Source organism: Desulforhopalus glucosivorans (assembly GCF_054397165.1).
Genome location: NZ_AP044854.1, coordinates 3,209,877 through 3,224,762, shown reverse-complemented (window position 1 = coordinate 3,224,762; position 14,886 = coordinate 3,209,877). Strand labels below are relative to the sequence as shown.

The 14,886-nt window shown below is 44.3% G+C and carries 13 protein-coding genes; 1 reads left to right on the top strand and 12 read right to left on the bottom strand.

What is annotated here, in order from left to right; all coding sequences use genetic code 11:
- Positions 1-170: 170 nt before the first annotated feature.
- The 12 genes from ACX6CI_RS13960 to rpsU form a co-directional block, all read right to left on the bottom strand.
- Positions 171-2,840, bottom strand: coding sequence for a CBS domain-containing protein (locus ACX6CI_RS13960; protein ID WP_458774255.1), 2,670 nt, complete (start codon positions 2,838-2,840; stop codon positions 171-173).
- Between the two features lie 173 nt (positions 2,841-3,013).
- Entirely contained in the window at positions 3,014-3,643 is a 630-nt protein-coding gene (locus tag ACX6CI_RS13955; protein WP_458774254.1) for a metal-dependent hydrolase, read from the bottom strand.
- A gap of 29 nt (positions 3,644-3,672) precedes the next feature.
- On the bottom strand, positions 3,673-4,149 hold the full coding sequence (locus ACX6CI_RS13950; protein ID WP_458774253.1) for a glycine zipper family protein: 477 nt from the start codon (positions 4,147-4,149) through the stop codon (positions 3,673-3,675).
- A gap of 33 nt (positions 4,150-4,182) precedes the next feature.
- On the bottom strand, positions 4,183-4,734 hold the full coding sequence (locus tag ACX6CI_RS13945) for a hypothetical protein (protein ID WP_458774252.1): 552 nt from the start codon (positions 4,732-4,734) through the stop codon (positions 4,183-4,185).
- Positions 4,735-4,775: 41 nt separating this feature from the next.
- Positions 4,776-5,267 (bottom strand): DUF1425 domain-containing protein, encoded by a 492-nt coding sequence (locus tag ACX6CI_RS13940; protein WP_458774251.1) that lies wholly within the window; start codon positions 5,265-5,267, stop codon positions 4,776-4,778.
- A gap of 59 nt (positions 5,268-5,326) precedes the next feature.
- Positions 5,327-6,931 (bottom strand): hypothetical protein, encoded by a 1,605-nt coding sequence (locus ACX6CI_RS13935; protein WP_458774250.1) that lies wholly within the window; start codon positions 6,929-6,931, stop codon positions 5,327-5,329.
- 69 nt (positions 6,932-7,000) lie between these two features.
- A complete protein-coding gene (locus ACX6CI_RS13930) occupies positions 7,001-8,278 on the bottom strand; it encodes a CsgG/HfaB family protein (protein WP_458774249.1) in 1,278 nt (425 codons plus the stop codon).
- Between the two features lie 327 nt (positions 8,279-8,605).
- Entirely contained in the window at positions 8,606-10,000 is a 1,395-nt protein-coding gene (locus ACX6CI_RS13925) for a DUF6844 domain-containing protein (RefSeq protein ID WP_458774248.1), read from the bottom strand.
- 71 nt (positions 10,001-10,071) lie between these two features.
- Complete coding sequence (locus ACX6CI_RS13920) at positions 10,072-11,079, bottom strand: hypothetical protein (protein WP_458774247.1); 1,008 nt, start codon at positions 11,077-11,079, stop codon at positions 10,072-10,074.
- A 202-nt stretch (positions 11,080-11,281) separates the two neighbouring features.
- Complete coding sequence (locus tag ACX6CI_RS13915; RefSeq protein ID WP_458774246.1) at positions 11,282-12,067, bottom strand: transporter substrate-binding domain-containing protein; 786 nt, start codon at positions 12,065-12,067, stop codon at positions 11,282-11,284.
- 256 nt (positions 12,068-12,323) lie between these two features.
- Positions 12,324-13,196, bottom strand: a complete 873-nt coding sequence (gene xerD, locus ACX6CI_RS13910) for a site-specific tyrosine recombinase XerD (protein WP_458774245.1) — start codon at positions 13,194-13,196, stop codon at positions 12,324-12,326.
- Positions 13,197-13,338: 142 nt separating this feature from the next.
- The gene (rpsU, locus tag ACX6CI_RS13905) at positions 13,339-13,530 is read right to left on the bottom strand and encodes a 30S ribosomal protein S21 (RefSeq protein WP_458778469.1); all 192 of its coding nucleotides are present in this window, start codon (positions 13,528-13,530) and stop codon (positions 13,339-13,341) included.
- Positions 13,531-13,932: 402 nt separating this feature from the next.
- Between rpsU and ACX6CI_RS13900 the strand changes: the two genes are divergently transcribed.
- On the top strand, positions 13,933-14,880 hold the full coding sequence (locus ACX6CI_RS13900) for a D-alanine--D-alanine ligase family protein (RefSeq protein WP_458774244.1): 948 nt from the start codon (positions 13,933-13,935) through the stop codon (positions 14,878-14,880).
- Positions 14,881-14,886: the final 6 nt, after the last annotated feature.

The window sequence follows — 14,886 nt, the reverse complement described above, 5'->3', positions numbered from 1 at the left end:
GAAAAGGTTTATTGGTGTTTGTTAGTGCCTTACTCCTGAAAGCCTGTCATAAAAACAGGTAGCGTAGACTTCGAGAAACTCAGGAATTGAATTTGAAATCGTACGTTTAGTCGTATCACCAGATAGTGAACGTAGTGAAACATTCGAGGCACTTATCCCGTTTATCGGGGTTAATTATGTTTTAATGGATAACGCTGTTGCAGGAGTTGTTGCTCATCTTTTAATGTTTTGGTTCGCTCATCAACCTTTGCATATTTTAAAAAGGTGAGAATTTCTCTAAACTTTGGTCCTGGCTTGTACCCCATCTCGATGAGCTCTTTTCCTGTTAATATTGGTTCTATATGGCGAAGGGTGGTAACGTAGAGTGATATCGCCTTTTTTACGTGGTTCTTTCTGGCAATGGCCATCATATAGAGTAAGCCCTCGATCTGCATGTCTTTGAAGTGATTCACTATATGGCTATTTCGCATGGAAGCGTTCCGCGCAAGAATATGTATCTTTGCATCCACGAGTTCCTTCTGTTCCAGCATAAATGCGGTGTCTTTGGGGGCCTCTTCAAATCGATTACAGAATTCGGAGAGTTGGGCAGGGCCGGATCTGGACATGATTGTCAGCAGGTAGACCATCCAGTTACGACACTCTTCATCAAGGTAGAGAAGTTCATACCAGGATAGTGCAAGCTGGGCCTGATTGAGGATGTGTGCTAGACGCCTATCCATCTTGTAGTGTGGTCGCAGGTCTGGCCAGAGGAATTGAAACAGGTCAAAGTCCGCAAGTCGCTGAAGTGCTGGGAGTGGGTTATCCTCGGACATGATGTATTTTAGTTCCGAGAGAAAACGTATGTCGTTTGTCTTGCCAAACAGCTCCATGGATACCGCGTTGGTCACAAGGCGCTTTGTATGGGGGGAAATCTGAAAACCCATTCGGGCCTCAAACCTGATGGCCCTGAAGATTCGGCTGGGGTCTTCAACAAAGCTGAGGTTGTGGAGTACCTTTATCACCTTCTGCTTAAGGTCATTCTGGCTGTTGAAAAAATCCATCAGGGTGCCAAACTGATTGGGATTGAGCTGGATTGCCATGGCGTTGATGGTAAAATCACGCCGGCTGAGATCAAGCTTTATAGATGACAACTCAACCGTGGGCATTGCTGCCGGGTATTCGTAGTATTCCAGCCGGGCAGTGGCTACATCAATTTTAAAACCGGTTGGCATTACGACCATGGCGGTTTTAAACCGTTCGTGGGTTGTGTAGCGGCCTCCAAGATGGTCTGAAAGAGCCTTGGCAAAGACAATCCCATCGCCTTCGATGACGATATCCAGATCAAAATTTGGTTTTTTCAGCAGCAGATCCCGTACAAAGCCACCAACAGCGTATGCATTGAATCTATTCACACTTGCAACTTCACCAATGGTTTGCAGGAGCTGGATCATATCCCTGTCAAGGGTGTCAACTATGAGGGAGTTGAGATTTCTTGTACGTTCAAGGGATGGGTTGTCCGACTCGTAGAGTAGATTTTTAGGCAAGTGCGCAGGATCATTGACCAGGCGATTAAGGAGATCTGTTCGGGTGATTACTCCAGCCAGCCTTGCTTCATCGAGAATAGGGATGATACGCTGCCTGTTTTCAATGATGAGCTCTTGAATGTCGGCTAAGGTTGCCTCTATTGGCAGGGTGCGTACGTCACTGCTCATATAGTCACTGACCGGTCTGTGCCCGAGGTTATGATGGCTTGCCTTTTCAACAATTCGAAGTGTGATAATCCCCGCAATGGCAGGTGTCGGTTCTTCCTTTGTGGGTAACTCCTGTATGGGGGCCGCTGTAATATTGTACCGTGTGAGAATTTCTTTGGTCTCAGCAATAGAGGTGTCAGGGGTTATCGTGATCACAGGAGTGGACAGCATCTCTGAGGCGATGGCCTGTGGATGTATGTGCCGGTGCAGGGTACGAATTAATTTCTCCTGGGATTCAATCAACGTCATATCTTTTAGGGTGGCAGAGGCTGCCGTAGCATGACCACCTCCACCAAAATCCCGGGCAACAATGCCGACATTGACATCGGCTATTCTGCTCCTGGCGATAAGATAGACCCGCCCTCCCATTGAGATAAGGGCGAAGAGAACGTTGAGGTTTTCCATGGCCATAAAACGGCGCACAATGAGGGCGAACTCGTCCACATATTCATTGAGTGAGTGGGTGATCACCACCACCGGAATATCCTGGATGGTGTACTGTTTTGCGTTTTTCATCAGCTCGTGCAGGATAGTTATCTGCTTTGAGGTGAGTTCGTGGCTGATGAACTGCGCCACCTGGTCAAGCTGTGCTCCCTGTTCAAGCAGCCATGCTGCGGCAACAAGGTCTGCCGGGGTAGTCGTAAGGTGGGTAAGAGAGCCTGTATCTTCATATATCCCAAGGGCAAAGAGGGTGGCTTCCTCGACTGAAATGGCGATGTTTCTCTTTTTAAGTTCTTGCACTAGAAGTGTGGTGGTGGAACCGTAGTCTTCTATGACTTCAAAATCACCATCAATATCTCCACCGTTTTTAGGGTGATGGTCGTAGATGTGCAGTTGGAGGTCTGGGTTTTGCAAGCAGTTTCTAAAGGCTCCAATCCGTTTCGAATCCCTGGTGTCCACCAGAACCAAGGTGTCGATTTCTGCTGGATTAATATCTTTTAATTTTAAAAAGTTATAGGAATAGACCAGGTTTTGGGAGATAAAATCGCGTACATTTTTTTCTTGTGACCCCGGAAAAGCAAGTTCTGCGTCCGGGTAGAGTTTTTGTGCTGCAATCATCGATGCCAATCCATCGAAGTCAGCATTCAGGTGTGTGGTGATAAGGCGCATGGGGGGATGGAAAATCCTTAACAAGAGTGATGTGGGTTTGTTACACCATAGGATGTAAGCGAAATATATGTGATATTAACAGGATAGATTCTTGACCCTCTTTTGTAAAGTGTGAAAGTCACACTTTGCAGAAAGGGGTGGTGGAAGTGCTCTGGTTTCTTTTAATAATAGTGTTAAGAATTCAGTATCATATAACCCGTAAGGGCAACCAGTCCATAGATTGTTGCGGTTGCAAGTAAACTATCTGATTTAAGTTTGATAGCGGTTCCAAAAGAACTTTTAAAGCTTGGAATGATGAAATAGCGAAATGAAAGAGAATTGAGTTCGTCCAGAACGAGGTGCATAAGAGAGCCGCAGAAAAGAGATACAGCAACGAGCATGGCAAGGTTGTGCCCTGAGGGTAAGAAGAGCAGGTATCCCAGTTCACCTGAAAGAACGGCAAAAGGCAGGCTATGAAATATACCCCTGTGGCGGGTCAATTTTTTGATGATATTGCAGATGAAGATGTTGATAAATAAAAAACTTATGACAAAATAACTCACAAGAAACTCAGGGGAAAAATGTTTTGCAATGGGCAGTTTTTCAAGGAGTAAGGCGGGTATAAGTATTGACATGGCGCCAAAAATGAGGGCGAGCGGTTTACCAGAGTCGCTGTCTAAATCGGGCAAGAGTCCGCCTATGGTACCCATTATGCCCACGGCGATGGTTGGTATTATATCAAAGTGATAGACTTCTAGAGCAACTGCGGCGCTGATGGCCCCGACAACAAGGCCTCCTGCAACATGGGTGTTAAAACCGGCCATTCCAAAATCCTATGTACTGTAGTTATAAATTATGGTTGCAGTACAGGAATCATGGTCGATGAGTTGATGAAGTTAATACCGCCGCCGAAAATTGAGCCTAAGGTACCTCCAATGAGGCTTCCGCGCCACCTATTTCCATGGTCCAGCATTGCTCCGGCGGCAGCTCCGGCTACACCTCCGTAGGCAGCACCTCTATAGGCAGCCTCGCGTCTATATTGATGATATGAATATCTGGGATAATATGGTTGCTGGTAATACCCCCGGGGCGGATAGTTGTCGTAATAGTAGGGTCTGTCGGTTAATGCGCCACCCAAAAGCCCACCAAGAGAACCACCAATTGCAGCACCACGCCAGGGGTTGTGAGGATCGAGAAGAATTCCTGCTGTTCCTCCGGTAAGAGCGCCTACGCTTGCCCCATACCTTCCGTTTTGTGTTGCACAACCAGTTAAGATGGTTGTGGCTGCTATTGTAATCAGTAGAATCTTTGAACGGTGTGTAATAATCATGGAGACCTCCAGGTGACGAGGTAAAGAACGACACTAAAAGAAACTTTTAGCAGCCTTTGCAAGACCAATCTTATCATGCCATTGGCCAATGCGTTCACCCATCAATGAAAAAAGCTGCAACTTTACTGTATAGTAGGTCAGTTTACTGCCACCAGCGCCTCTTTGTGAAGTGTCTGTTATTGTGGTTTTTAAAATATAATCATAACTCGATGAAAGACTACTCTCATCAATGACCCGTGCGATATCTGCGTCAAGGATGGTAGAAATAATTTCATCCTGAAGATCCACTGCAAGAATATTGGCGTCATGGGTTGTGTTGTCGGGGACAGCGACAACTAAGAGTGGTCTTTTATTTGTTGTAGCCCATTTTTGTACAGGACGGGAGGCGATCATTTTCTCTGTTACCTTTCTTGAAAGATCTACAAAGTCTTCTCCTGTCAACCTGTCATCAAGGTGGACCCTGGAACCATCCTCCACCATGCCGACATTGCTCTGGCCACCAATGGAGGTCGGTTGTGCACAACCAGTTAAAATCATGGCCGCAGTAATTAATAGTAAGTATCCAATGATATGTATTTTGTTCATAGTTACACCTGTGGTAGCTTTCCCGTTTATAGGAGTTAGTTTTATTGTCGGCTTTGTAATTGTTTGTTCAGTTCGATAAAGGCGTCGTCGGGGAGGCGCACTGTAAAGATTGCTTTGACTGCTTCAGGTCGTAGAGCCATCTCCTGAATATTTTCTGCCTCCTTAGGTGCAAGGACAAATCGCTTCCATGGGCGCGGTGAACCAACGGCAAAGCCCTGGTCATCTTGCCACTGGTATTGATATTCCACGCTGTATCGGTTTTGAGTGAGGTTTTGTATGGTTATCTGGGCCTTGGTAAAATTACCTGTTTTACCAATACGGGGGTTGACTACACTGATATAGCCGATCAGGTGATCCGAGGCAATCACCCTTGTGAGTAGAGGATGGCTGGTATCAACGGCCCTTGTCTGTATTATTTCCTGATTAGATTCGGTGTACAGATTTGGCTCTGGCTGACTGACTGTGGTGCAGCTGGCAAGCAGGCCAATCAGGTAGATGGATAGGATGTGCAAGGCTATCTTCTTGTATGACATTATGTTACTCCTTTTAATTTTAACTCATTGTTTTAAATATAAAAAATCTGTACATGATATTATAATTGTGACCAGATTGGTTTACTGGAGTAGGTCGCTAAGGTTGTATCAATCGTTCTGATAAACAGGAGATGCCTGTCTCCCTCTGATAGTGTTATCTGTTGTTGGGCCAGTTGTTTTCCACCCTCGCCGTAGCTTATGACCTTAAGATGTTTCATTCCTTTTTTTGAGTGAAACCGTCCTCCGAGTACCTGAGAGGGTAGGCTCATCCAGGATGATGTGTTCGGCTCCATGGTTGAGTCTATGACAGAGCCGACCAGTGTTCCAAAGCCACTCAAAAAACGATTACCTGTCTCTTTGATAAGGGCGTCCCTGAGGGTTGAGGAAACAACAAGGGATTGTGTTGCAGGAAGCATATCTTTTTGGTGGCGAAAAGCGAGAGCGGTGATGTTTGCAATGGGTGACAGGGTGGATAGGACCTTGCCTCCTGTGGTTGTTACTTGGATTTTCCTCACTCTACTGGGGACGGCTGTGTATACGGGGAGCTCTATGTTGAGCGGTGCCGAAAGACTTGGGACCATAACACCGAATTTAAGGACCTGCTTTTCAGGGGCCAGGCCGTCAAAGGCCACTATCTGGATAAGGTTTTCGGCTGATCGTTTATTTTTTGTATCTTTAACAGCGAGTTTAAGGACCCTGCTGTTTGGACTGAGTTCAAGTGCCTGCTTATAAGAAATATGGGCATTACTGAGAAGAGATTTGTCTTTCACACTCTTAAACTCATTGACTGTTCCGGCCAGAAAATCACCAAAAGGATTAACAAAGGCGCTGGAAACCTTCAGAGCCTCACTGTCATATTTGGCGTATTCGCTTTGTATTGCAGAAAACACAGATGTTTTGTCTAATTTTGAAGAGGTCTTGTTCTTTTCAGCCTTCGCTGTTTCATCTGTTTGGGTCACATTTTCCTGTGTTACTTTTTCAAGCTCCTTATAGAAAATTTCTTTTTCTTCTGCCTGCCACTGTATACCAAGTCGTGCAACGTTAAAGGCACGAACATCACCCATGAGCAGGTAGTCGAGGGCTTTTAAGTTAAGGAGGAGGACCTTCTCATAACCAACTGCACTATATCTGCCGTATTCACCTGCTCCTGCAACATTTGCAAACATAGATCCGACGCTTGCAAGTCCTTCGCTGAAGTAGGACTCGTTTTCCCGGTCTTCAAAAATAAGCTCAGCGAGTTTACTGTATCGTAACGATTGTTCAATATCTCCCGCCTGCAGTGCAAGGGATGTTCTTTCCAGTAATCCTAGTAAACCAAGCTTTTGTGCAAACTCTTCATCAGAGTCTGTTTGTTTAACTAAGGGAGCTTCCTCCATACTCATTTGTTGTAAGACATCGTCAAGGTTGCCTGAAAGAAGGCAGACTTTATAGGGTTGGAAACTTTTAGAATACCCTGTGTAGTATGTCGTTGCAGCACAAGTAGGCTTGGAACTCGTAGAAGGGACTGGAGCTGTCGTGGAGAAGCTGTTACCTATGGCTTTTAACTGCTTGGCTGAGACCAGTTCTCCTATATTGGAGGGTGGAACACAGGCTGTAGTAGTTGCAAACAGAAGGGTGAGGAAGCTGAGGTTACGCAGTTGATAAAAGAAAGAAAAATTTGGCATTGCACTATCCAGAAGTTTGAGCTGTGAATGTAATGTCTAAACCATTGAGTCGCCTGTAGACTGGTTAACCTACCATTTGGGTTGCAGTTTTTTCTTTGGAGGACCTTGAGTTGTCTGGTCAGGAGTATATGTCTGCGCAAGTGCGGCTCTTCTGCAAATGAAGCCTTGCTTAATATTCTCAAGGGAGCCCTCAATAATATTTGCGTAGGACATCTTTGGGATGACTCTGACGATTTGCAGCTTACCAACCCATGACTCCGTCTGACCAAGAGATTCCCCTGTATACTGATCGATGACAGTGTCGCCAGAGACGAAGACATCAAGGATTTCACCTGGACTCACCGAGGACCCACCCTGGTTAAGGATGGTCTCTCCTGCCGGGGTGATCTTGGCAATTCGTATGGGGTAGATGTTTTCCATTGCACGCTGAACAATCATTTCAGCGGCATAGTTGAGTAAGGTCTGTTGCAGTACTTCGGGGGAATCGCTCTTACTAAGAGCGGCAAGTTTTTTACCATCAAGAACCACACTCACCGTGTCAGCCCATTTCACCTGGCGTGTTGCCATGACCATTATGCGATAGTCAGCAATGACCGTTCCCTCAAAGTCGTATACAATTTCATTAATGACTGGTACTTTCTCTATGGTCTTGACAAGTTTTGCATCTGTCACGGAACCGAGTAAAAGGTAATCAACACCTAAGGCCTCACCGGCCTTGGCATGTTCAGCAGTTGGACTGTTCGGTGACAGGACAAAGTTGCGCTCTTGTAGAAATGCCGTTGTGTATTCCCGGTCCAGGACGCTAAATTTTCTGCTTTGGGTAAGCTCAGTAACAATCTTTTGGCTGAGCTGGTTTGATATTTTCCAGGAAGGAATCCAGCGCTTATTAAACGCATATGATTGCTGGCTTGTATAAAATGGTATAACAGCAATTTTTCTTCTGCTGTGGGGAGAGATACCTGGAGTTTTATATCTGTGCAGTGTCACTTCAAGTAGAGCAAGCCATTCTCCAGTGTCATCCTGGCTGGCCTCCAGTACCCGGTATTCTTGAATAACGCCCCTTGTTGCCTCTTTAACGAGACCACTGCTCATTGAGCTTACCATGACCTGCTGCGCGTTTGTCTCTGTGCCTGATCTGTTTATCTGTTGAATACTTTTAGCAAAGGTTTTTCGGGCATCAATGGTCACACCTTTGGCCTGTTGCAAGGCGTCAATTAATCCATTTTGTATTGCCTCACTGCGGGTTATACCTGTACCGTTGATTTCAAAGATCTGAACTTCATTTTCAGCCAAGAGCAGCGTTGGCAAAAGAATTAAACATATACCAAGAAGTAAGAGTCGTTTCATCGTGAACCTGTTGTTTGATAAACAGTTGAAAGTCGTTATAACCAGATCTAACCCCGGTAAGAGAAAAGATCGCCGGGATAAGTACCATCACAAAATTCATTGAACAGCAAATGAATTTCTATGGTACTAACCCCGATGAGCGGGATAAGTCCCATCACAAAATTCATTGAACAGCAAATGAATTTCTATGGTACTAACCCCGATGAGCGGGATAAGTCCCATCACGAAATTCATTGAACAGCAAATGAATTTCTATGGTACTAACCCCGATGAGCGGGATAAGTACCATCACGAAATTCACTGAACAGCAAATGAATTTCTATGGTACTAAAAATCATCCATTGTATTGACCGGTTTACTTTCCTGTTGGGACTGGTCATATTTTTGGGATTTTGCTGCGGCCTTTCGTGGGTTGTTAAAGGCGTTAACGGCCTCAAGAGTGCTATATTTCCAGACACGCACGGCGCCGTAATATCGGTGTCCATCCTCTGAGGTATGTCTCCAGGTTTTTACAGTTGAAATACCCTGTAATTTAACCTTGGCTGAGCTTCTTATATTTCTGTTGGTGATGTTAATGACGTTTTTAATGGTTTTTTCAATGGTGTCCGAGTCCGGTTTCATTTCTCTTTCAACGTAGGTCCGGATTTCCTCTCCTGTTTTTATCGATTCATTCGTGTTCATTCGGCCATTTACAATTTCAGCAATCTGGGCATTGCCTTTTGCTACAGCACCGTTTTTTGCTTCGGCCTTCAGTGTGTTGTTAATATAACTGTCAGATGAGTTGGGCATATAGGATGAAATTCCATAGGAGATAATAGCAGGAGTTCCATCTTTATCGTAGGCAAGTCTGACTCCAAGTGTGGCGAGAAACTCTTCGTCTGTTTCGGGTAATAGTGATTGGATATCGCGGCCAGCTCCCGTTATGATTGATTCTCGCTGCAGGGAGATGTCTTTTGCTATTTGTATGGTTTTATCTGATGCAATAGCAACGACCCCAACTACTGTATCACCGTTACTGTCCGTTATAACGTTTGTCTGGATGGGGAAGAGTCCGGCAATGGAGCCAGAAGCCTTAGTAATAGTGTTCTGGATAAATTTATCCCGAAAGAGGTCTTTCTTTCTGACTGGGGTGAGTTGGGATAGTGTACTGGGGGAGACACCAAGCTCAATTAACTGTTTGTCCAGCTGTTTGTCGGTTACTTCCAACCCTTTTTGCATTATCAAGAGAACCTTTTCGATATAACTAGGATCGCTGACAGAGGGTAATTCTATCTCTTTTCTAAGTGTTGAATTGTCAGCATAGAATGACTGCACTTTATCAACCACGGTACTACCAAAACGTATTTTAACATATTCGTTTTGCAGCGTTATCATGGCCTTGTCGAAGGCGTTCATGTATGCATTGCCATATTGCGGATCAGTTGGCTTCAGCATTACGCTCTGGGAGGCAGTAAGAATAAATTTCCCGTTATTTTCACCTTCCTGGATGTTGAATCGCTGAAAGACTGTGTCAAACCAGTCATCCATACTATCCGAGGCCAGTGGAACTGATTTTGGATCGGATATTGTATTGAGTTCTTCTGCATCTTTTGCAACAAGTGTGACTTCTTGCTCATCTGTTGCTGGAGGTGCTGCGGTGGCACTTGAATTATCCTGTGCTAGTACGGGACTACTTATCATTAAGAGTGTAAATATTGCTAAGGTATGAAGTACGTATGTCATATCGGTCTCTCCTTACGAGGTAGCGTTGGTCGTTTCTTTTGATGGTTGCTGCTGTTCTCGTTTGTTGCGGGTTATGGCTTTCGTATAATACAGCCGGTACTGATCTCGCCTTCAATGCTGTCTGTGACAATTTTAGCTGTGGTGAGTTTTGGGTTAATTCTGTCAACTTTGATCTTGCCGATATATTCTTCAGCGCTTCCAAGGTCATCCCCTGTGTATGGATCTATCAGTGATTCCCCCGGCTGGTAAACGTTCAGTACCATTCCCTTTTTAAACCCTCCATCTTTTCCTCTGTTGAGATACACCGTATCTCCGCTTACCTTTATGATCATTACCGGGAAAACCAGATCAAGAAATTGATCTGCCATCTGTCCTGATACAGCCTTTGCAAGTTTAGTGAATTTTTCAGGAGAAGGTGAACCGTATTTAGAGTTGACCATCCATTTATCTGAGGCAAAAGAACTTTTGAGATCAAATGTTGCGGTGACTTGTCCCGTGGTAGTATCGAGGACCTGGGCATTAATTTCCATAAGTCCATGGTCAGTTCTGAAATACTTACTTTGGAGGTTTGGTACTTTTTTGATTATTGAATAGAAGCTGAAAACATTGACCTGTGACCGAATAAGGTAGTTGGCGTTATCAAGCGCCCCAGTTTGTGCAGCATTACCTGCCGCAAAATCAGAGTCGGCAAATTTCTGTTCGTCACGGATAACTTTAAGAGAGTCACTGTTACGGGTAACAACATCAAATTTTCTGGTAGCTAAAAAGGATGCCTCCATTTCAGACTGAAGTTTTTCGATGTTGAGTCTGGTTTTGTTGGTCTTTGTAACTTTTTCTGAAATAGAAGGTGTTAGAATTGCTACCCTGGGCTTTTCAAGTGGCTGGGCATTGACCATAGGGGCCATTACCAGAAAAAGTGATAGTAAAGAGGCGAGAGTGATCAATCCCGGACAGCTGGATATGCATTTTACTGGCGGTTTTAACTGATCATTTTCATAGTGGCGGTCAGCCATCTTGTTATTCATTACAGTTTTTTGTGGGGAAACTACTAGACGAAAAATTACTGACATTTTGGACATAATATCACCGAGATTGAATCAGCTGAAAAACAACAATAAATATAAATTAGAGCCTTACTCCTGAACGCCTGTCTCAAAAAAAAAGATAGTGTAGACTCCGAGAAACTCAGAGGTTGAATCTGAAATCGTAGTTTTAGTCTTATGGCCAGATAGTGACTGGAGTGAGACCTTCGAGGCACTTATCCCTTTCATCGGGGTTTGATTACTGAGCCCCTAACAGGGCACCAAACCATTTGTTTTGAAGGTCGATATCAATGAGCTGGCGTCTGATGCTAGATATCCCCTTATTAAGAATGGAAAGAGTACTTTTGTCATTCTTGCGGACTACCATGGCATATTGTTCCTGGTTATTATTGGGTAGCAGTGACAGGAGTTTGTGGGGGAATGTTTGTCTGGTCGAAATATAATGTGCAGCAACGGGACCGTCGCAGACTACCGCGTCGATATCACCATGGCTGAGTGCATTCATCGCTTCTTTAATAACTGAATACTCCTGTATAAGAACGCCTGGAATCTGTTTGGCGGAAGTTAGACTCGTCGTCCCTGGTTTTACACCTACTGTTAGACCAGCAAGGTCTTCTAATCGATTAATTGACGATTTTTTGCGGATAACGACAGCTTGAGCAAGGTTGATATAGGGGGCAGTGAAAGTGAACATATTTCTTCTTTCATCAGTAATTGAGACAGAGGCACATATAACGTCATATTTCCCCGAGTTGAGGCCTGTGAAAATATGCTGCCAATCGATCTGTTTAAATACTGGAGTAAAACCAGACTCAGCGGCCATAGATTTTATGAGATCAATTTCAAAACCGTCTATTTCACCCTGTTTATTTATGAATTGCATGGGAGGTTTTGTTGTGTCGATTGCTATCGTGATTTCAGGGCCTGCGGCATATGTGAGTGAGGAAAAGAAGGTGAGTAGGAGTATTACTGCAAGGTGTGTCGAGAGAGGTTTTAATGTTTGGTAGAGATAAGAAATAGTCACATTTACTCTCCTGGGTATGGTCTATAGTATTGTAAATACGAGCGTTGATTGAGTAGCTGTAATTTGTAACACTATTGAGGCGACGGGTCAATTTGATTGTTATGTCTATTGTGTTTTAGTGTTAGGTGTGGTCTGCAGGCAAGGGGGAGAGATTCGGAGTTGAAAATTGGACTTTTAGAGAAGAGGGTAGTATTGAAACTGGTGAGTGGCAGAAATGTTTAAAGGACAACTTCGGGGCAGCGTTGATATGCTCTATTTACCCCCGTGGGTGAAACTTTTTATGAATGTTTTTAAGTCGGTCCTGATCAATGTGGGTGTAAATCTGAGTGGTGGCAATGTCCGCATGACCAAGCATCATTTGTACTGCCCGAAGATCAGCCCCATGGCTTAAGAGGTGGGTTGCAAAGGAGTGTCGTAGCATGTGGGGAGAGACTTTTTTGTCTATGCCGGCGCTTAGGGTGGTTTTCTGGACGATCTGCCAAAAACGAAGCCGTGTCATGCAGGTGCCGCGATTGGTGACGAATAGAAAGTTACTCTGTCTTTTTTTGAGGATGAGTGGTCGTGCTGTTTTAAAGTAGTTGTCGAGTTTGTCTTTTGCCTGGTCTCCAAAAGGGATGAGTCTTTCTTTGTTACCCTTGCCAAGAACACGAATAAACCCCGACGTCATATTGCAGCTGGAGAGAGGTAAATTCACCAGTTCAGATACTCGAAGTCCTGTGGAGTAGAGCAAAAAGAGCATGGTGTTGTCTCTTGTTGCAATGGGAGAGGGACTATGTACTTGATTAAGAAGAGTTTCTACTTCAGCCTGACTGAGTGCTTTTGGAAGACTGCGTCCACTTCGGGGGAGGTCAATGGCTGCGAAAGGGTTCTGTTTTATCTGCTCTTCTCGCAGGAGAAAGCCAAAAAACGATTTCAAAACAGAGATACGTCTGGCGTTTGTACGGTGTGAAACTTTTTTGCTGGATCTGCAATATTCAAGAAATTGATGAATTAATTCTACATCAACTGCATTGAGACTTCTTTTGCTTTGGGAAAGGATATATTCAAGAAAGAGAATAATATCAGCAGAGTATGCTTCTATGGTGTTCTCAGCAAGTCTCCTTTCGGAGATGAGATGATGCAGGTACAACTCATGGAGTGCTGCAAAGCTTGGGGGAAGTGCGATGGCTTCTACCTATGTATTGTTAACAACTGCTGTTGTATAACAGAAAGCGACAATAGCCTGGTGAAAATCATCAGGCTATTGTCTAAAAGGCAGCCGAAACCGATTTTTACATCGATTTTCTCATTCTGTTGAACTTGCGGAGTTTTCTGCGAGCTTCAGCCTGCTTCCGGCGCTTTTTCACACTCGGCTTCTCATAGTACTCACGACGCTTTAATTCTCTTTTAATGCCGTCTATCTGCAGCTTTTTCTTTAGCTGGCGGATCGCGTACTCAAGATCTCCTCGAACTTCAACTTCTATCATTTCTGGCTCCGTTTCACGAATTAATCAATTATTTTGTAAAAAGATCACTGTGTTACGTGACTTTTCAGTAAGTGTCTGTGGTTTCTTAACAACAATCTGACTTATATAATAAATAGAGTGTAGCTTTGTCAATAAAATTTTACAGCCTTTTGAGGTCATTATTTATCATTTTGGATCTTGCACGCTGTGAAACCGTTTGGTGTTATGGTTTTTTTTAGGCTGAGTAATACGCAAGAATAATCTGTCACCGTATTCATAAGGTTTCAGTGCAGCATTGAAGCTGCTGTGGTAAGGTAAACTCCAATAATTATTGGTAACGCTTACCACTAAATGGTGTTTCTTTTGTTTAACATGCAACTGCTAATCTACTATAATCAGAGATGAAAAAGGGTGGACTCTATGGAAGATAACAGGCTACGTATTGCTTTGATCGCAGGTGGGGTTTCCGGCGAGCGACAGGTGTCTCTTAATGGTGCCTTGGGTGTTGAGAGTAATCTGGATTCTGAAAAATTTATAGTCAGCCGATATGATCCGGCTACCGATCTCGCGAAAATTGCAGCCGACGCTCCAGAGATTGATTTTGCCTTTATTCTATTACATGGTTTACATGGTGAGGATGGCACCATGCAGGGTTTTCTTGATCTGCTTGGCGTTCCCTATCAGGGATCAGGTGTTCTTGGAAGTGCCATCGCCATGGATAAACATCTGGCAAAAGAGTTGTATCGAATGAATGACCTGCCTGTTGCCGATTGGCTTGTTCTCACCAGTGATGACGAACTCAATGGTGCAGATCTTGTTAAACGGTTTGGCCTGCCAGTTGTGATAAAGCCGGTTAGGGAGGGGTCAAGCCTTGGACTGACCCTTGCAAAAACTGTAGGAGAGTTGGTTGGTGGTATCCATAAGGCTCTTGAACACGATTCACAGATAATGGTTGAGAAGTACATCAGTGGAAAAGAGCTGACGGTTGGCGTGATCGGCAATAGCCAAATTGACCCGCTGCCTGTTATAGAAATAGTACCTGGGGAAGGGTTTTCGTTTTTTGACTATGACGCTAAGTATAAGGCGGGTGCAACTGAAGAAATTTGTCCCGCTCGTATTAGTGATAAACAGCGTGACCTTGTACAAAAATTTGGGGTTCTAGCCCATCAGGTCCTGAGGTTACGGGGATATAGTCGTACTGATATGATTTTAACTGAGGGTGATGAGTTATATCTTCTTGAAACTAATACGATTCCAGGGATGACCCCCACAAGTCTGATGCCTCAGGCGGCAGCTGAATTTGGTCTTGACTTCCCTGCCTTCTTAGAAAGGCTGATAGAGCTGGGCCTTGAAGGGCGTCAGTCTTAACTTTCT